At 62.1% G+C, this 16,938-nt stretch carries 16 protein-coding genes and 1 tRNA gene; 5 read left to right on the top strand and 12 right to left on the bottom strand.

Features of this window, described 5'->3' with window-relative positions:
* The first annotated feature begins 32 nt into the window (after nucleotides 1-32).
* Entirely contained in the window at nucleotides 33-1,118 is a 1,086-nt protein-coding gene (gene cgtA, locus PSV26_RS10560) for an Obg family GTPase CgtA (RefSeq protein ID WP_300570432.1), read from the top strand.
* Between the two features lie 91 nt (nucleotides 1,119-1,209).
* Nucleotides 1,210-2,346: a glutamate 5-kinase gene (proB, locus tag PSV26_RS10555; RefSeq protein ID WP_300570429.1), complete on the top strand. Its 1,137-nt coding sequence runs from the start codon at nucleotides 1,210-1,212 to the stop codon at nucleotides 2,344-2,346.
* On the opposite strand, the gene PSV26_RS10550 is transcribed toward proB, so the two are convergent.
* Nucleotides 2,336-2,833 carry a CNP1-like family protein gene (locus PSV26_RS10550; protein WP_300570426.1) on the bottom strand — a complete coding sequence of 166 codons (498 nt, stop codon included), beginning with the start codon at nucleotides 2,831-2,833 and terminating at the stop codon, nucleotides 2,336-2,338. The genes proB and PSV26_RS10550 overlap by 11 nt on opposite strands.
* Nucleotides 2,823-3,521, bottom strand: a complete 699-nt coding sequence (locus PSV26_RS10545; RefSeq protein WP_300570423.1) for an RNA pyrophosphohydrolase — start codon at nucleotides 3,519-3,521, stop codon at nucleotides 2,823-2,825. Before PSV26_RS10545 ends, PSV26_RS10550 begins: the two co-directional genes overlap by 11 nt.
* A 114-nt stretch (nucleotides 3,522-3,635) precedes the next feature.
* Between PSV26_RS10545 and PSV26_RS10540 the strand changes: the two genes are divergently transcribed.
* Nucleotides 3,636-5,378: a proline--tRNA ligase gene (locus tag PSV26_RS10540; RefSeq protein WP_300570420.1), complete on the top strand. Its 1,743-nt coding sequence runs from the start codon at nucleotides 3,636-3,638 to the stop codon at nucleotides 5,376-5,378.
* Between the two features lie 140 nt (nucleotides 5,379-5,518).
* A complete protein-coding gene (locus PSV26_RS10535; protein WP_366945994.1) occupies nucleotides 5,519-6,067 on the top strand; it encodes a lytic transglycosylase domain-containing protein in 549 nt (182 codons plus the stop codon).
* A 126-nt stretch (nucleotides 6,068-6,193) separates the two neighbouring features.
* Here the strand turns inward: PSV26_RS10535 and PSV26_RS10530 are convergent, their stop codons facing one another.
* From PSV26_RS10530 to PSV26_RS10510, 5 genes are all read right to left on the bottom strand, one after another.
* Nucleotides 6,194-6,664, bottom strand: coding sequence for an NUDIX domain-containing protein (locus PSV26_RS10530; RefSeq protein ID WP_300570414.1), 471 nt, complete (start codon nucleotides 6,662-6,664; stop codon nucleotides 6,194-6,196).
* Nucleotides 6,661-7,632, bottom strand: coding sequence for an ATP-binding protein (locus tag PSV26_RS10525; RefSeq protein ID WP_300511798.1), 972 nt, complete (start codon nucleotides 7,630-7,632; stop codon nucleotides 6,661-6,663). Before PSV26_RS10525 ends, PSV26_RS10530 begins: the two co-directional genes overlap by 4 nt.
* Nucleotides 7,633-7,650: 18 nt before the next feature.
* Entirely contained in the window at nucleotides 7,651-8,892 is a 1,242-nt protein-coding gene (argJ, locus tag PSV26_RS10520) for a bifunctional glutamate N-acetyltransferase/amino-acid acetyltransferase ArgJ (protein WP_300570411.1), read from the bottom strand.
* A 37-nt stretch (nucleotides 8,893-8,929) separates the two neighbouring features.
* Nucleotides 8,930-11,695 carry a preprotein translocase subunit SecA gene (secA, locus tag PSV26_RS10515; RefSeq protein WP_300511801.1) on the bottom strand — a complete coding sequence of 922 codons (2,766 nt, stop codon included), beginning with the start codon at nucleotides 11,693-11,695 and terminating at the stop codon, nucleotides 8,930-8,932.
* 135 nt (nucleotides 11,696-11,830) lie between these two features.
* Nucleotides 11,831-12,811 carry a M23 family metallopeptidase gene (locus tag PSV26_RS10510; protein ID WP_300511802.1) on the bottom strand — a complete coding sequence of 327 codons (981 nt, stop codon included), beginning with the start codon at nucleotides 12,809-12,811 and terminating at the stop codon, nucleotides 11,831-11,833.
* Between the two features lie 37 nt (nucleotides 12,812-12,848).
* On the opposite strand from PSV26_RS10510, the gene PSV26_RS10505 reads away from it, so the two are divergent.
* Nucleotides 12,849-13,169 carry a hypothetical protein gene (locus PSV26_RS10505; protein WP_300511803.1) on the top strand — a complete coding sequence of 107 codons (321 nt, stop codon included), beginning with the start codon at nucleotides 12,849-12,851 and terminating at the stop codon, nucleotides 13,167-13,169.
* Nucleotides 13,170-13,278: 109 nt separating this feature from the next.
* On the opposite strand, the gene PSV26_RS10500 is transcribed toward PSV26_RS10505, so the two are convergent.
* The 5 genes from PSV26_RS10500 to PSV26_RS10480 form a co-directional block, all read right to left on the bottom strand.
* Nucleotides 13,279-13,354 (bottom strand) — tRNA-Thr (locus PSV26_RS10500).
* A gap of 12 nt (nucleotides 13,355-13,366) precedes the next feature.
* Nucleotides 13,367-13,897, bottom strand: coding sequence for a ClpXP protease specificity-enhancing factor (locus PSV26_RS10495; RefSeq protein ID WP_300511804.1), 531 nt, complete (start codon nucleotides 13,895-13,897; stop codon nucleotides 13,367-13,369).
* Nucleotides 13,898-14,047: 150 nt separating this feature from the next.
* Complete coding sequence (locus PSV26_RS10490) at nucleotides 14,048-14,659, bottom strand: glutathione S-transferase N-terminal domain-containing protein (RefSeq protein ID WP_096667159.1); 612 nt, start codon at nucleotides 14,657-14,659, stop codon at nucleotides 14,048-14,050.
* Nucleotides 14,660-14,747: 88 nt separating this feature from the next.
* The gene (locus PSV26_RS10485; protein ID WP_300511881.1) at nucleotides 14,748-15,515 is read right to left on the bottom strand and encodes a cytochrome c1; all 768 of its coding nucleotides are present in this window, start codon (nucleotides 15,513-15,515) and stop codon (nucleotides 14,748-14,750) included.
* Nucleotides 15,516-15,532: 17 nt separating this feature from the next.
* Nucleotides 15,533-16,933, bottom strand: a complete 1,401-nt coding sequence (locus PSV26_RS10480) for a cytochrome bc complex cytochrome b subunit (protein WP_300511806.1) — start codon at nucleotides 16,931-16,933, stop codon at nucleotides 15,533-15,535.
* Between the last annotated feature and the right edge of the window lie 5 nt (nucleotides 16,934-16,938).

Raw genomic sequence — 16,938 nt, 5'->3', positions numbered from 1 at the left:
CGGCCCGTGCTGCCGGACTCCTTTACAAGATCATGAAATTTGTTGACGAAGCCTATATTGACATCGCCGCTGGCGATGGCGGGAGTGGCTGCGTCTCCTTCCGCCATGAAAAGTACAAGGAGTTCGGTGGGCCCAACGGGGGTGACGGCGGACGCGGAGGACATGTGTATGCCCTGGCAGACGTCAATCTGAACACCCTGGTGGATTTCCGGTTTTCACGCCGTCACCATGCACGCAACGGCGAGCATGGCATGGGCTCGGACATGTTTGGCGCCAAGGGCGACGACATCATCCTCAAGATGCCGGTGGGCACCATCCTGACCGATGCCGAAACCGGCGAGGTTCTGTATGAGCTGCTGGTCCCCGGCGAGGAAGTGCTGATCGCCAAGGGCGGCGACGGTGGCTTCGGCAACCTGCGCTTCAAGAGCTCGACCAACCGCGCGCCGCGCAGCAAGACACCGGGTTGGCCCGGTGAACACAAAAGTCTCAAGCTGGAACTGAAAGTCCTGGCCGATGTCGGCCTGCTGGGCATGCCCAACGCGGGCAAATCCACCTTCATCTCGGCCATCTCCAACGCCAGGCCGCGTATTGCCGACTACCCTTTCACCACCCTGCACCCCAACCTTGGTGTGGTGCGGGTCGGCCCCGAACAGAGTTTTGTTGTTGCGGATTTACCCGGCCTGATCGAGGGTGCCTCCGAAGGCGCCGGTCTGGGCCACCTGTTCCTGCGCCACCTGCAGCGCACCCGCCTGCTGCTGCACATCGTGGACATGGCGCCTTTTGACGACAGCGTGGATCCTGTGGCACAGGCAAAGGCCATTGTGGCCGAGCTCAAGAAATACGATGAGGCGCTGTACAACAAACCGCGCTGGCTGGTGCTCAACAAGCTCGACATGGTGGATGCGGACAAGCGCGCCGCGCGGGTCAAGGACTTTGTCAAGCGTTTCAAGTTCAAGGGTCCGGTGTTCGAGATCTCGGCCCTGACACGCGAGGGTTGCGAGCAGCTGGTCAAGACGATTTACCAGCACGTCAAGTCAGTGCAGAAAAGCGAGCAGGAGCCGGAAGAGATCGACCCGCGCTTTGCAGAGTTGCCGGCAGAGCCGCCAGCGGCCGGCTGAAAGCGCCTCCCGCCGTTTTTTTGCTGTGCTACAAAAATAGTAGCTACTTGCGTCCGTCCACCAAGGGCTGGAGCCCTAAAATACCCTGAACATGCAGGAAAAAACAGCGTCCACCGTCCTCCTCAGCGCCAGACGCATCGTCGTCAAGGTTGGCTCCAGCCTGGTCACCGACGAAGGCCGGGGGCTGGACGCGCTGGCGATCGGGCAGTGGTGTCAGCAGCTCGCCGTGCTGGTCAAAAGTGGCCGGGAAGTCATCATGGTCAGTAGCGGTGCCATCGCCGAGGGCATGAAACGTCTGGGCTGGGCCACGCGTCCCAAGGCCATCCATGAACTGCAGGCCGCCGCCGCCGTGGGCCAGATGGGCCTGGTGCAGGTGTATGAAAGCCAGCTTCGCGAAAACGGTGTCGGCAGTGCGCAGGTGCTGCTCACCCATGCCGACCTGGCCGATCGCGAACGTTATCTCAATGCCCGCTCTACCCTGCTGACCTTGCTCCAGCTCGGCGTGGTGCCGGTGATCAACGAAAACGACACCGTGGTCAACGATGAAATCAAGTTCGGCGACAACGACACCCTGGGCGCCCTGGTGGCCAACTTGGTCGATGCTGATGCACTGATCATTCTGACCGACCAGAAAGGCCTGTACACCGCCGACCCGCGCAAGGATGCCTCGGCGCGTTTTGTCCATGAGGCGCAAGCCGGCGACCCTGCGCTGGAAGCCATGGCGGGCGGCGCAGGCTCCAGCATCGGCAAGGGCGGCATGATCACGAAAATCCTGGCGGCCAAACGCGCGGCCGGGTCCGGCGCTTCCACCGTGATTGCCTGGGGCCGGGAACCGAATGCCTTGATCCGACTGACACAGGGCGAAGCCATTGGCACGCTGCTGGTTGCCCCGACGGGAAAGAACCAGGCCCGCAAACAATGGATCGCCGACCATCTGCAGTTGCGAGGCGCCGTGACGGTGGACGCCGGCGCGGCCGTCAAGGTACGCGACGAGGGCAAAAGCCTGCTCCCCATCGGCATGACCGCCGTGCAGGGCGAGTTTTCCCGCGGCGACGTGATCGCCATTCGCGACGGCAACGGCGCCGAAGTCGCCCGCGGGCTGGCCAACTACTCCAGCGCCGAGGCCCGGCTGATCTGTCGCAAACCCTCTTCAGAATTCGAAAAACTGCTCGGTTATACCGGTGAAGCCGAAATGATTCACCGGACCAACTTGGTCCTTACGGCCTGAATCCCAGGGTTTTGATCTGTCGGACCATTTCCTCGACCGAGGTCGGGGGTGCAGCGTTGTTGCAGGCCCCAGCCTTGGCCAGCTGCAGCGCGTGGCGAGTCGAAGGGCTGCCGAAAAGCGAGCGCCACTCCGGTTTGTCCACCTTGACCCAGGCGCCTTCCGGGGTGTAACGGGCATAGGTCTTGAGCTCCCCGCTGACGCAGCGCAAGCCTTCATAAAACACATTGCGCGCACCGGTGGCGCTGCTGGCAACCATCACGTAGCGGACAATCCCGTCTTCCGAGATGCGCAGGGTGGCCGGATCAACGCCAAAGACCAGCGAGGAACCCGGGACTTCAAAAGTCAGGAGTTTTCGAGTCTCAAAAGCCGGTGGCGCCGGCACCTCGCCTTCTTTCCAGTCGAGGGGATCGGTATTGATATTGGGCTGCGCCCAGGCTGCCAGGCAAAGGCCCAGCAAACATGCCGCACTCCAGGATTTAAAGGTCATGCTTGTCTTTTCTGGAGGCTGCCATCAGGCTGGTCTGGGGATCGGGCTCAAAGGTTGCGCCGGGAGGCAACTCGAAAGATGCGCCGGGCAAACCGGCACCACGCAGCCCGTGAATCCCCTGATCCAGCGGGCCGGCATCGGCCGGATCGCGGTGGCGCAAGCCACCACGCAAATAGCGGTTCCGGTGGTCCGGCCGTGGCTCGAAGCGGTTGTCAAAACGCGGCACGAACCGCGACAGCTCGGTCAGCGCCATTTCATAGACACCGCGCTTGAATTCCACGACGACGTCCAGTGGAACCCAATAGTCATTCCAGCGCCAGGCGTCGAACTCCGGATGGTCGGTGGCGCGCAGGTTCAGGTCCCAGTCGTGGCCGACCAGTTGCAGGAGAAACCAGATCTGTTTCTGGCCTTTGTAATGTCCGCGCGCATCGCGGCGGATAAACCGGTCAGGCACCTCATAGCGCAACCAGTCCCGGGTCCGGGCAAGCACCTGCACATGTTGCGGCATCAGCCCCACTTCTTCGTGCAGTTCGCGGAACATGGCCTGCTCGGGATTTTCGCCCCGGTCAATGCCACCCTGCGGAAACTGCCACGAGTGGGTACGGATACGCTTGCCCCAAAATACCTGACTTCTCTGGTTGAGCAAGATGATGCCGACGTTGGGCCGAAAGCCGTCCCGGTCAAGCATAATCAAACCTCAAATTTTTTAAACTGAGTCCATTATGCACAGCAGAATGCTCAGAGCCAAGCGCACCCCGGGACGGTCGTCCCAAAAACTTCACGAAGCCCAGAAAAACAAGCCATGAAAGCCTCCCAGTTCTTCATTTCCACCCTCAAGGAAGCGCCCGCCGACGCCGAGGTGGTGAGCCACCAGCTGATGATGCGCGCCGGCATGATCAAGAAACTGGGCGCCGGCATCTACAACTACATGCCCATGGGCCTGCGTGTGATCCACAAGGTGGAAGCCATCGTCCGCGAGGAAATGAACCGCGCCGGCGCCGTTGAAATGAGCATGCCGGTGATCCAGCCGGCCGAGCTCTGGCAGGAAACCGGACGCTTTGAAAGCATGGGCCCGGAACTGCTGCGCATCAAGGACCGCCATGGCCGCGATTTTGTGGTGCAGCCGACCAGCGAGGAAGTCATCACCGACGTGATGCGCCAGGACATCAAGAGTTACAAGCAGCTGCCGAAAAACCTGTACCAGATCCAGACCAAGTTCCGCGATGAACGCCGGCCACGCTTTGGCCTGATGCGCGGGCGCGAGTTCATCATGAAGGACGCCTACAGCTTTGACCGCGACCAAACCGCCGCCAAGGCCAGTTACCAGGTCATGGCGCAGGCTTACCGCCGGATTTTCGACCGCTTCGGCCTGACCTACCGCGCCGTCGCGGCCGACAGCGGCGCGATTGGCGGCGACCTCAGTGAAGAGTTCCAGGTGATTGCCGCCACCGGCGAAGACGCCATCGTCTACTGCCCGGAGAGCAACTACGCTGCCAACATGGAAAAAGCCGAAGCGCTGGCACCGCCAGCCGGACGGCCCACGGCCGTGCAGGCCCTGACCAGAACCGCGACCCCGGGCAAGGCGACTTGCGGCGAGGTGGCCGAGCTGCTGTCCATCCCGCTGCAGTCCACCGTCAAGTCCCTGGTACTGGCCACCGACGAGCTCGACGACGCGGGCAAGGTCCACAAAACCCAGGTCTGGCTGGTGCTGCTGCGCGGCGACCACGACATGAACGAGGTCAAGGTCGGCAAGGTGGCTGGCCTGGCCGGCTTCCGTTTCGCCACCCTGGCCGAAATCGAGGACCACTTCGGCTGCAAGCCGGGCTACCTCGGCCCGCTGAACATGAAGAAGCCGGTCAAGCTGGCCGTGGACCGCGAGGTGGCCGCCCTGGCCGACTGGGTCTGTGGCGCCAACGAGCCCGACTTTCACCTGACCGGCGTCAACTGGGGCCGCGACCTGCCCGAGCCCGACCTGATCGCCGACCTGCGCAACGTGGTCGCGGGCGACGCCTCCCCCGACGGCAAGGGCGTGCTGGCGATTGAACGCGGCATCGAAGTGGGCCATGTGTTTTACCTGGGCACCAAATACAGCCAGGCGATGAACGCCACCTTTCTCGACGAAAACGGCAAGCCGCAGTTCCTGGAAATGGGCTGCTACGGTATCGGCATCACGCGCCTGCCGGCGGCGGCGATCGAGCAGAACCACGACGAACGCGGGATCATCTGGCCAGACGCGATTGCACCTTTTACCGTGGTGCTCTGCCCCATCAGCCCGGATCGTTTTCCCGAGGTGAAAGCAGCGGCGGAAAAGCTTCATGACGAGCTGGCCGCGGCCGGCGTGGACGTGATCCTGGACGACCGTGGCGAGCGGCCCGGAGCCATGTTTGCCGACTGGGAGCTCATCGGCGTGCCGCACCGCGTCACCATCGGCGACCGCGGCCTGAAAGACGGCCAGCTGGAATACCAGCACCGCCGCGACGCCGCATCGAGCAAGATCGACCTAGCACGCGCCTTCAACTTCCTCAAGGAAAAACTGGCCCTCTGAGCGCAATGAGGCTGTCCAACTTCTTTATATCGCCATTGAGTCCCGCTGCAGCAGCCCCCCCGCCGGTTGCCGGGCTTTCAAGAAGAAAGTGCCTGCAGTCCTTTTCTGCCCTGGGGGGATCGCTCCTGTTTTCGGAGCAGGTGTGGGCTGGTGCACAGATCGAAGAGCCACTCATCGACTCGGTTCGCACGGCGCTGAGTTCGGCCATTGCCAGCCAGGCGCCGCCAGTGCCCGAATTTCGCGATACCGAAAGCCGCCTCGCCTACCTGCGCTGGCTGGGTGCCATGAGCGACCGGCTCTGGAAGAAAAAGCCGGAATGGCAGATCCGCAAGGAATTTCTGCAGACAGTCTGGTACGAAAGCAAACGCGCCGGCCTGGACGTGGCGCTGGTGCTGGGCCTGATCCAGGTCGAAAGCAATTTCCGTAAATTTGCGGTCAGCCGCGTCGGTGCCCGGGGTTACATGCAGGTCATGCCTTTCTGGACCCGGGTGATCGGCGACGGCGATGCCGGCAAGCTGTTTCACATGCAGACCAACCTGCGCTTTGGTTGCGTGATCCTGAGGCATTACCTGGACCGGGAGAAAGGCGACCTGTTTCTGGGCCTGGGCCGCTACAACGGTTCGCGTGGCAAGGCAGCCTACCCCGATGCGGTGCTGGGTGCGAGAAAACAGTGGGAATTCACAGCTTGAGGCCGGGCACCAGGCAGAACGCCGGATGTACAAGTCAAATGTGCCGATAGCCCTTATGCGGAAAGCGCCGGCAGCTATCAATAACAGAGCAACCTAACACGACCTGAATGTGACTCGGTGACTCGGTCAGCCGGCGACCTGTGTCGCACCGGAAAACGCGCGTTCCGCCGCGAACCAGGACAGCACCGGCAGCGTGCCCGGCAACACCGGCGCGACCTCCACCGGCAGGCGCTGCCAGGCAAACAACTGGCCTTCGCGCATGTGCAGCTCCCCCGTCCAGTCGAACACCTTGCAGAAGTTCAGCCGCACCAGCGCATGCGGGTAATCCACCAGCTCGACCTTCCACGGCTGGACCGCGCCAATCGTGATGTTGATTTCTTCCTGCAGTTCACGGCGCAGGGCCTGCTCCACCGTCTCGCCGGCCTCCAGCTTGCCGCCGGGAAACTCCCAGTAGCCCTCGTAGACCTTGCCTGGCGGGCGCGAGGTCAACAGGAAGTCGCCGTCCGGCCGCAGCAACACACCGACCGCGACATCGACCACCTGGCGGTCAGCGCCACCCTCGCGCGGGCGCTCGCCGTCGGCAACCAGCACATTCATGTCGCGTGGTCAGCGGCCTGGTCGCCGGGGTCGGACGCCGCAGCCACGGCACCAGGGCGCTCGTAAGCGGCGATGGGCGCTGCGCTGACCGGCCGCTGGTCGCTGTCACGGCCCGCATAGTCACGCGCAAACTGGTAGGCCACGCGGCCGCTGCGTGAGCCGCGCTCCAGCGCCCAGACCAGCGACGCCGGTTTGGCCGCGGTGATGGCCTCGGGCGTCACATCGAACGAGGACAGCCACTGCGCCACGATGGTCAGGTATTCGTCCTGGCTGAACGGGTAGAAGCTGACCCACAGGCCGAAGCGTTCAGACAGCGAAATCTTCTCCTCCACCACTTCGCCGGGATGCACCTCGCCGTCCTCGCTGCGGGAGTAGGTCAGGTTTTCCGTCATGTACTCGGGCAACAGGTGGCGCCGGTTGCTGGTCGCGTAAATCAGCACATTCGGCGTTGCCGCGGCGATGGAGCCGTCGAGGATGGACTTGAGCGCCTTGTAGCCGGGCTCGCCTTCCTCAAAACTCAGGTCGTCGCAGAACACGATGAATTTCTCGCTCAGACCGGAGACCACGTCGACGATGTCGGGGAGATCGGTCAGGTCGGTCTTGTCGACCTCGATCAGCCGCAGGCCGCGCGCCGAATAGGCGTTGAGGCAGGCCTTGATCAGCGAGGATTTGCCGGTGCCGCGGGCGCCAGTGAGCAACACGTTGTTGGCAGGCTTGCCGAGCACGAACTGCTCGGTGTTGCGCCGGATCTTTTCCTTCTGGTCCTCGATTTCCTTGAGGTCGGTGAGGCGCATGGTGCCGATGTGGCGCACCGGCTCCAGCGAGCCGTGACCGGAGCTGCGCTTGCGGTAGCGCCAGGCGATTGCCTGGCTCCAGTCGGGTGCGGACAGCGGTTGCGGCAACACGGACTCAATGCGCGCCAGCAGGGATTCCGCGCGCGCCATCAGGCGTTCAAACTGCTCGTTCATGGTCGGTAGTGGCAGCTCTCAGCTGCGGTAATCGGCGTTGATCTTGACGTAGTCGTAGGACAGGTCGCAGGTCCACACCGTGTCAAAGGCCTGGCCGCGGCCCAGCACCACACGCACGGTGATTTCGCTTTGTTTCATCACGCGCTGGCCGTCGGCCTCGACATAGCCCGGATGCCGGCCGCCGTGTTGGGCCACCAGCACATCGTCCAGGTACAGATCAATTTTTGTCTGATCCAGATCGGCGATGCCGGCATAACCGACCGCGGCAAGAATGCGGCCGAGGTTGGGGTCGCTGGCAAAAAATGCCGTCTTGACCAGCGGCGAATGCGCAATCGCATACGCCACCTGGCGGCATTCGGCGCCGGTCTTGCCGCCTTCGACGCGGACGGTGATGAACTTGGTGGCGCCTTCGCCGTCGCGCACGATGGCCTGCGCCAGCTTTTTCGCGATGTCCAGCATGGCCGACTTCAGGGCCTGGCCATCGGGGCTGTCCAGCGAAGTGATGGTGGCATGACTGGCCTGGTTGCTTGCGATGACGACAAACGAGTCGTTGGTGGAGGTATCCCCATCGACCGTGATGCGGTTGAAAGAACCCTCGGCCAGTTCGGTGGCCAGCTGCGCCATCAGGCCTTGCGCCACACAGGCGTCGGTCGCCAGAAAACCCAGCATGGTGGCCATGTTGGGTCGTATCATGCCGGCGCCCTTGGCTGTGCCGGTGATGGTGACAGGCACACCGCCCAGGGTGATGCGGCTGGAAAACGCCTTGGCCACGGTGTCCGTGGTCATGATGGCTTCGGCGGCCCTGCCCCAGTTGTCGGCTTTGGCATCGGCAAGTGCGGCAGGCAGGCCCGCGGCGATGCGCTCATGGGGCAGCGGCTCCATGATCACACCGGTTGAAAAGGGCAGGATCTGCTCCGGCGCAATATTGAGCTCGCGCGCCAGCGCAATGCAGCTGGCGTGCGCCCGGCTCAGGCCGTCCGCACCGGTGCCCGCATTGGCGTTGCCGGTGTTGATCAGCATCGCGCGTATGCCCAGGCTCTGGCCGCCGTTTCTGGCGAGGTGCTCGCGGCAGATCTGCACCGGCGCGGCGCAGAAGCGGTTTTGCGTGAACACCGCGCCTACCGAGGCGCCTTGATCGAGCAGGAGCACCGACAGGTCCTTGCGGCCGGCCTTGCGTATGCCTGCCTCGGCAATGCCCCAGCGCACGCCGGGCACGGGATGGAGCTGGTCGGCAGGCGTGGCAATGAGGTTCACGGGCATCTTGTCTTGACTCCAGAAGCAGGCCGGCGGACGCAACTCAATTGAGTTTGCCGTGGCAGAGTTTGTATTTTTTCCCCGAACCGCAAGGGCACGGGTCGTTGCGGCCCACGCGCGGCACCGCGCCGGCCGGCAAGGCCTGCTTGTAGCGCAGTGATTCCTCGTCCACCGTGGTTTCCACTTCGCCGGTTTCGGTGGGTGCCGTGTAGGTCACGTTGGCGATCCTCTCGGCGCGGTCTTCCATTTCCTCGGCAGCCTGGCCGAGCTGCTCGCCCGACTGGACCTGGACCGTCATGAGCAGTTTGGTGACTTCGTTTTTCACGCTGTCAAGCAGCTGGCCAAACAGCTCGAAGGCTTCGCGTTTGTACTCCTGCTTGGGCTGTTTCTGGGCGTAACCACGCAGGTGGATGCCCTGGCGCAGGTAGTCGAGCGAGCTCAGGTGCTCACGCCAGTGCGAGTCAATGCTCTGCAGCAGCACGATGCGCTCGAACTGGGTGAAGTTTTCCGCGCCGATTTTCTCGACCTTGTCGGCAAAGGCGGCATTGGCGGCGGCAATCACCTTTTCCATCAGGTCCTCGTCGGTGATGGCCGTGGCAGCCTCCACATCGCCCTGCAACGACAGATCCATCTGCCACTCGTCGCGCAAGACCTTCTCCAGACCGGGAATGTCCCACTGCTCTTCCACGCTTTCGGCGGGGATGTACTGGCGCACCAGGTCGGTAAAGCAACCCTCACGCAGGGAGGCAATCTGCCCTTCCAGGCTGGCCGCGTCCATGATGTCATTGCGCTGCTGGTAAATCACTTTGCGCTGGTCGTTGGCCACATCGTCGTATTCCAGCAACTGCTTGCGGATGTCGAAGTTGCGTGCCTCCACCTTGCGCTGGGCAGACTCGATGCTGCGCGTCACGATGCCGGCCTCGATGGCCTCGCCGTCCGGCATCTTGAGCCGCTCCATGATGGCGCGGACCCGGTCGCCGGCAAAAATGCGCATCAGCGTGTCGTCCAGGCTCAGGTAAAAACGCGAGGAGCCGGGGTCGCCCTGTCGGCCCGAGCGGCCGCGCAGCTGGTTGTCGATGCGGCGGGACTCATGCCGCTCCGTCGCAATAATGCGCAGCCCACCGAGCGACTTCACCTGCTCGTGGTCCTGCGCCCACTGGGCGCGCAGGCGGGCGATTTCAACGGCTTTGGCCCCGTCGTCCAGCGACTCATCCGCCTCGACCGCTTCGACCAGCTTCTCCACGTTGCCGCCAAGCACGATGTCCGTGCCGCGGCCGGCCATGTTGGTGGCGATCGTGATCATGCCGGGGCGGCCGGCCTGGGCCACGATGTCGGCTTCGCGTGCATGCTGCTTGGCGTTGAGCACCTGGTGCGGCAGTTTTTCCTTGTCCAGCAGCTGGTCGATGATTTCCGAGTTTTCGATCGACGTGGTGCCCACCAGCACCGGCTGGCCGCGTTCGTGGCATTCGCGGATGTCCTTGATGGCCGCTTCGTATTTTTCACGTGTGGTCTTGTACACGCGATCGAGCTGGTCCTCGCGCCGGCTCGGACGGTTCGGCGGAATCACGGTGGTCTCGAGTCCGTAGATTTCCTGGAACTCGTAGGCCTCGGTGTCGGCGGTGCCGGTCATGCCGGCCAGCTTGCCGTACAGGCGGAAGTAGTTCTGGAAGGTGATCGACGCCAGAGTCTGGTTCTCGGCCTGGATTTCCACGCCTTCTTTCGCCTCGACGGCCTGGTGCAGGCCCTCACTCCAGCGCCGGCCCGACATCAGGCGGCCGGTGAATTCGTCGACGATCACGATCTCGCCGTCCTGCACCACATAGTGCTGGTCGCGGTGATAGAGGTGGTTGGCACGCAGGGCTGCGTACAGGTGGTGCATCAGCGAGATGTTCGCCGGGTCGTAGAGTGTGGCGCCTTCGGGGATCAGGCCCAGGCTGAACAGGATGCGTTCTGCATTTTCATGGCCCTGCTCCGTCAGGAACACCTGGTGGGTCTTTTCATCGAGCGTGAAGTCACCGGGCTTGATGATGCCCTCCCCGGTGCGCGGGTCGGCCTCGCCTTCCTGACGCGTCAGCAGGGGAACGACCTTGTTGATGGCCAGGTACATGGCGGTATGGTCTTCGGCCTGGCCGCTGATGATCAGCGGCGTGCGGGCTTCATCGATCAGGATCGAGTCCACCTCGTCAACGATGGCGAAGTTCAGTCCGCGCTGCACGCGGTCGGCCACTTCGTAGACCATGTTGTCGCGCAGGTAGTCGAAACCGAATTCGTTGTTGGTGCCATAGGTGATGTCGGCGCGGTAGGCCTCCTGCTTCTCGGGGCGCTGCATGTTCGGCAGGTTGATGCCGACCGTCAGGCCCAGGAAGTTGTAGAGCTTGCCCATCCAGCGGGCATCGCGGTTGGCGAGGTAATCGTTGACAGTCACCACATGCACGCCCTTGCCGGTCAGCGCGTTGAGGTAGACCGGCAGCGTCGCCGTCAGGGTTTTGCCTTCGCCGGTTCCCATCTCGGAGATCTTGCCGCTATGCAACGCCATGCCGCCAAGCATCTGCACGTCGAAGTGGCGCATCTTCATGACACGCTTGCTGCCTTCCCGGACCACGGCAAAAGCTTCAGGGAGGATGTCATCAAGCGTTTCACCCGCGGCCACGCGGTCTATGAATTCGCGGGTCTTGGCGCGCAGCTGCTCATCATTGAGGGCTTCCAGCGGTGCTTCCAGCGCATTGATTTTCTCGATGGATTTGCGGTAGGTTTTGAGCAGGCGGTCGTTGCGGCTGCCGAAGATTTTGGTCAGGATATTGGAAGCCATAAATGCGAGGCCGCGCTGACAGCTCCCATGAGCGGGCAGTGCGGCCGAAATCCTTATTGAGTATCGACTTAGGTGTGGGCGCTGCCAGCTGGTTTCAACTGCGCGCGAAGCGCAGATTTTACCTCTGCCGGGCCCTTACTTCGGCCGGACGGCCTGGACGGTCGGTCCCGGAGCCGGCGGCACCGTGGCGAGCGCCACCGGTGCGGGCAGTTTCTGGCCCGCCGTCAGGAATTTCTGGGGATCCTGGAACACCCCCTGCACCAGCACTTCAAAGTGCAAGTGCGGCCCGGTCGAGCGCCCGGTCGTGCCTACTTCGGCTATTTTCTGGCCCCGTTTGACCAGATCGCCCTTTTTGACCATGACCCGGGAGGCATGACCATAGCGGGACACCAGGTCGTTGCCGTGGTCGATTTCGACCATGTTGCCGTACGCCGGGTGATATTCCTGCGTGACCACCACGCCCCCCGCTGCGGCGAGGATCGTCGTGCCGGGTTCGGCTGGAAAATCCAGCCCGGTGTGCAAGGCGGAGCGCCCGTTCAGCGGATCGATGCGCCAGCCGAAGGCCGAGCCAAGCACGCCCCCCGCGACCGGCTGCTGGGTGGGCACCATCATCTTCTTGATCTTCTGGTCAAACAGCCTGGATTCCATCACGGTCATGAGGTCCACGCGCTGGTCCGTCAGCTTGTCGAGGTCGGCCAGGGTCGCCTGCAGCTCTTCCATGCTCAGCGAACGCCCTTCCACCAATGCACCGCCGCGCCCGGGCGGGGTCCTGATCTCGCTGGGGTTGACACCTGCCAGCCCCGACACCCGCTCACCGAGCGATTCGAGCTGCATCATCTTGGCCTGCATTTCGCCCAGGCGTTTGGCCATGGCGTCGAGGTTTTCCCGCATGAAGCGGTCCCGCTGTTCGAACTCGTCCTTGACCACCAGTTTGACGAGGGCCCCGATCACCGGCCAACCCTCACGCGCACCCTTGAGGAAAACCCAGTGGTACATACCCGCAGCCACCAGCATCAATCCCAATGCCGCGACAAAACCCGCCACCACCAGCTTGGTCCCACTCAGATAAATGGCACGGCTTTGCGCCAACCAGGCATCCGTGATAATCAAATGCACGTGTTCGTCTCCTTCACACAATCAGAGCCTGATCACCTTGAACTCCAGCCCTCGCCTTCACCAGGCCGTCACTTTCAGCCAGGCTGTCGAAAACTCGCCATCGCTGGCGCGTCTGGCCGGACTTGTCCAGGAATCCAGCGACAGGCTCAAGGCCGTGGAGTCCCTGATTCCCGAAGCCTTGCGCCCCGCTATTCAGGCCGGGCCGATCGAGGACGGGGCATGGTGCCTGCTGGTCAGCAGCAATGCCGCTGCAGCCAAAGTGCGCCAGTTGCTGCCCCTGATCCAGTCCCGCCTGACCGACAAAGGTTGGAAGGTTACCTCAATTCGGTTGAAGATACTAATCAGCCGGAAGTCGTAGGAAATTTAGGCCGGTCCACGGCTAAGGCCGGTCCATACTGGATGGACTGCTATCAAACCGGTAGTTGGTCCTGCCCGCTGGCGAATCGCCGGGGATGGCTGGGTGACAATGGTGCCGCTTGTCGGATTCGAACTGACGACCTACCGCTTACAAGGCGGTTGCTCTACCAACTGAGCTAAAGCGGCACAAACTCTATTTTACTTGACGCGCTTGAGTGAAGGGCGCGTGCCCTGCTGCGGCTTGGGTGGTTCGGGCGGTTCCGGATCATCGTCGCGACCAGAAGAGATGTTGTTGGCTGGAACCAATTGTACGATCTTCGCTTCTGATCCAGCAGCCGGCTCTGCCTCCGATGCGGGCGGCTGAGCTTGCGCGGGAACCGGTGACTGGGAAACTCCCGCTGAAGGCCCTGCGGCCAGCGGAAACGCCATTCCCTGACCATTTTCCCGTGCGTAAATGGCAATCACACGGCCAATCGGCACCATGATCTCGCGGGCACTCCCCGCAAAACGCGCCTTGAACTCGATGAAGTCGTTGCCCAGCTTGAGCGAACTGGTCGCATCAAAACTGATATTGAGCACGATCTCATTGTTCTTGACGTATTCACGCGGCACCTGCACGGTTTCATCCACGGCCACCGCCACATAAGGCGTCAGGCCGTTGTCGGTACACCAGTCGTACAGCGCCCGAATCAGGTAGGGCCGCGTGGAGGTGGAGTCCAGTGCGTTCATGAAATCAGCCACGCGAGATCCGGGCCAGGACGATATGTGCAGCAGTGCACTCTTTACCAGCCGGGGCCGCGGAACCGGCTTCGCCGGGCCGCAGGCGCAGCGCCCCCCCGGGGGGCAGCGAAGCACACGCAGTGGCGAGCGCGGGGGCCATTACTTCCTCATGACCTTCTCGGAAGGGGTCAGCGCCTCGATGTAGGCCGGACGCGAGAAAATACGCTCGGCATATTTGAGCAGGGGCGCGGCATTTTTCGACAGGTCAATGTCGTAATAGTCCAGGCGCCAGAGCAGCGGGGCAATCGCCACGTCGAGCATGGAGAAGTTGTCACCCAGCATGAACTTGTTCTTCAGAAACACGGGTGCCAGCTGCGTGAGGCGGTCACGGATATGCGAGCGGGCCTTCTCGAGCGCTTTTTCGTTGCCTTTGGAGGCGCGTGCTTCCAGCGTGCTGACATGCACAAACAGTTCCTTTTCGAAGTTGAGCAGGAACAGGCGAACCCGCGCACGGTCGACCGGGTCGCCAGGCATCAGCTGCGGATGCGGGAACCGCTCATCAATGTACTCATTGATGATGTTCGACTCGTACAGAATCAGGTCGCGCTCGACCAGGATGGGCACCTGGCCGTAGGGGTTCATGACATTGATGTCTTCGGGCTTGTTGTACAAATCAACATCGCGGATTTCGAAGTCCATGCCTTTTTCAAACAGCACAAAACGGCAGCGATGCGAAAACGGGCAGGTCGTGCCTGAATAAAGGACCATCATGTCTCGGAACTCCTAAATGCAAAGGAGTGGATACGTTGAAGGCATCCACTCCAGAAGGTGCCGGGAAGCCAGCCCCGGCGAAAAAAAATTACTTGATGTCTTTCCAGAACGCCGCGTTCAGGCGCCAGGCAACAAAAGTCAGACACAGCAGGAACAACAGCACCCAGGCACCGACCCTGACACGGGTATTTTGTGCCGGCTCGGCCATCCATTGCAGGTAGCCAACCAGGTCGCCCATGGCCTGGTCGTACTGCAGGTTCGTCATGGTACCGGGTGTCACTTGCTGCCAGCCCTTGAAGACCGCCACCTTGTGGCCGTGCTCTTCCTTTTCCTCGTACAGGGGCTTGCGCTCGCCCGACAGTTCCCACAATACATGTGGCATGGCCACCGTGGGGAAGGCCAGGTTGTTCCAGCCGGTGGCGGTGGTTTCGTCGCGGTAGAAAGTGCGCATGTAGGTGTAGAGGTAGTCGGCACCCGAGCCGCCAGCGCCGGCGCGTGAACGGGCGATCACGGTGAGGTCAGGCGGATTGCCGCCAAACCAGTCCTTGGCCTGCTTGGGGTCGATCGAGGCCTTCATGGTCTCGCCCACCTTGTCAGTGGGAAACAGCAGGTTGTCCTTGATCTGCTGCTCGGTCAGGCCAATGTCCTTCAGGCGGTTGTAGCGCATGAACGCTGCGGAGTGGCAGTTCAGGCAGTAGTTGACGAACAGCTTGGCGCCGTTTTGCAGAGCGCCCAGGTCGTTGGTCTTGCTGGGCGCCTTGTCCCAGGCTATGCCGGTGGTGGCCGCAGATGCAGCGGTCGCGGAAAGCGCAAGCACAGTCGCCAGGCCCAGAGCGATTTTTTTCAGTGTTTTCATCATGTCAGGATCTCCGCTCAATGGGCAGCAAAAGTCACGCGCTCAGGCACCGGCCGGAAAGTACCCAGGCGGCTCCACCAGGGCATCAACAGGAAGAAGCCGAAATAGAACAGCGTTCCAACTTGGGAGACGCGCTCGTTGATCACTGAGGGCGGATTGATGCCCAGATAACCGAGCACCAGAAAGTTGACGACAAAAATGCCGTACAACCAGGAGTGCCAGGTGGGCCGGTAACGGATCGACTTGGCTGCGCTGTTGTCCAGCCAGGGCAGGAAAAACAGGATGATGACCGCGCCGCCCATGACAACCACGCCCCAGAACTTGGCGTCGATCATCAGCATCGCGGCAATCAGCACGACGGCTGCGCCCACGATGATGGCCTTGAACAGGCCGGCCATCCTGGCCTTGAGCACACCCAGCACCGCACCCGCCAGCACGCAGGCGATCAGGGCGTACATCATCTCGCTGGTGATGGCGCGCAGCATCGAGTAGTAGGGCGTGAAGTACCACACCGGGGCGATATGCAGCGGCGTCTTCAGCGAATCGGCCGGGATGAAGTTGTTGTATTCGAGGAAATAACCGCCCGCCTCAGGCGCAAAGAAGATGATGGCCGAGAAGATCATCAGGAACACGCTGACGGCAAAGATGTCGTGCACCGTGTAGTAGGGATGGAAAGGAATGCCATCGAGCGGCTTGCCGCTTGCATCCTTGTGCTTCTTGATTTCCACACCGTCAGGGTTGTTGGAGCCGACTTCGTGAAGCGCAATCAGGTGCGCCACCACCAGGCCCAGCAGCACCAGCGGCACGGCAATCACGTGAAAGGCAAAGAAGCGGTTCAGCGTGGCGTCGCCGACCACGTAGTCGCCGCGGATCAGCAGGGCCAGATCGGGACCGATGAAGGGAATCGCGGCAAACAGGTTGACGATCACCTGGGCGCCCCAGTAGCTCATCTGCCCCCATGGCAGCAGGTAGCCCATGAAGGCCTCGGCCATCAGTGCCAGAAAAATCGCGCAGCCGAAAATCCAGATCAGCTCGCGCGGCTTGCGGTAGCTGCCGTAGAGCAGGCCGCGGAACATGTGCAGGTAGACCACGACAAAAAATGCCGAGGCGCCGGTCGAGTGCATGTAGCGGATCAGCCAGCCCCAGGGCACGTCGCGCATGATGTACTCGACCGAACCGAACGCCTGTGCGGCGTCGGGCTTGTAATGCATGGTCAGGAAAATGCCGGTGACGATCTGGATGACCAGCACCAGCAGGGCCAGCGAGCCGAACACGTACCAGAAGTTGAAGTTCTTCGGTGCGTAATATTCGCTCATGTGCTCTTTGTAGAGCTTGCTCGCCGGGAAACGGTTGTCGACCCAGTTCATCAACCTGGCGGCAGCCGGCGCTTCGGGGGAAATTTCTTTGAATTCAGCCATAAGGG

The sequence above is a fragment of the Polaromonas sp. genome (assembly GCF_029945685.1).
Lineage (GTDB): Bacteria > Pseudomonadota > Gammaproteobacteria > Burkholderiales > Burkholderiaceae_C > Polaromonas.
The sequence above is the reverse complement of the archived record's forward strand: the minus strand, read 5'-3'. Positions and strand labels throughout refer to the sequence as shown.

What these genes read in the sequence shown, in the direction of transcription:
- cgtA (WP_300570432.1), top strand. Translation starts at nt 33, where the DNA reads ATGAAATTTGTTGACGAAGCCTATATTGACATCGCCGCTGGCGATGGC.
- proB (WP_300570429.1), top strand. Translation starts at nt 1,210, where the DNA reads ATGCAGGAAAAAACAGCGTCCACCGTCCTCCTCAGCGCCAGACGCATC.
- PSV26_RS10550 (WP_300570426.1), bottom strand. Translation starts at nt 2,833, where the DNA reads ATGACCTTTAAATCCTGGAGTGCGGCATGTTTGCTGGGCCTTTGCCTG.
- PSV26_RS10545 (WP_300570423.1), bottom strand. Translation starts at nt 3,521, where the DNA reads ATGCTTGACCGGGACGGCTTTCGGCCCAACGTCGGCATCATCTTGCTC.
- PSV26_RS10540 (WP_300570420.1), top strand. Translation starts at nt 3,636, where the DNA reads ATGAAAGCCTCCCAGTTCTTCATTTCCACCCTCAAGGAAGCGCCCGCC.
- PSV26_RS10530 (WP_300570414.1), bottom strand. Translation starts at nt 6,664, where the DNA reads ATGAATGTGCTGGTTGCCGACGGCGAGCGCCCGCGCGAGGGTGGCGCT.
- PSV26_RS10525 (WP_300511798.1), bottom strand. Translation starts at nt 7,632, where the DNA reads ATGAACGAGCAGTTTGAACGCCTGATGGCGCGCGCGGAATCCCTGCTG.
- argJ (WP_300570411.1), bottom strand. Translation starts at nt 8,892, where the DNA reads ATGCCCGTGAACCTCATTGCCACGCCTGCCGACCAGCTCCATCCCGTG.
- secA (WP_300511801.1), bottom strand. Translation starts at nt 11,695, where the DNA reads ATGGCTTCCAATATCCTGACCAAAATCTTCGGCAGCCGCAACGACCGC.
- PSV26_RS10495 (WP_300511804.1), bottom strand. Translation starts at nt 13,897, where the DNA reads ATGAACGCACTGGACTCCACCTCCACGCGGCCCTACCTGATTCGGGCG.
- PSV26_RS10490 (WP_096667159.1), bottom strand. Translation starts at nt 14,659, where the DNA reads ATGATGGTCCTTTATTCAGGCACGACCTGCCCGTTTTCGCATCGCTGC.
- PSV26_RS10485 (WP_300511881.1), bottom strand. Translation starts at nt 15,515, where the DNA reads ATGAAAACACTGAAAAAAATCGCTCTGGGCCTGGCGACTGTGCTTGCG.
- PSV26_RS10480 (WP_300511806.1), bottom strand. Translation starts at nt 16,933, where the DNA reads ATGGCTGAATTCAAAGAAATTTCCCCCGAAGCGCCGGCTGCCGCCAGG.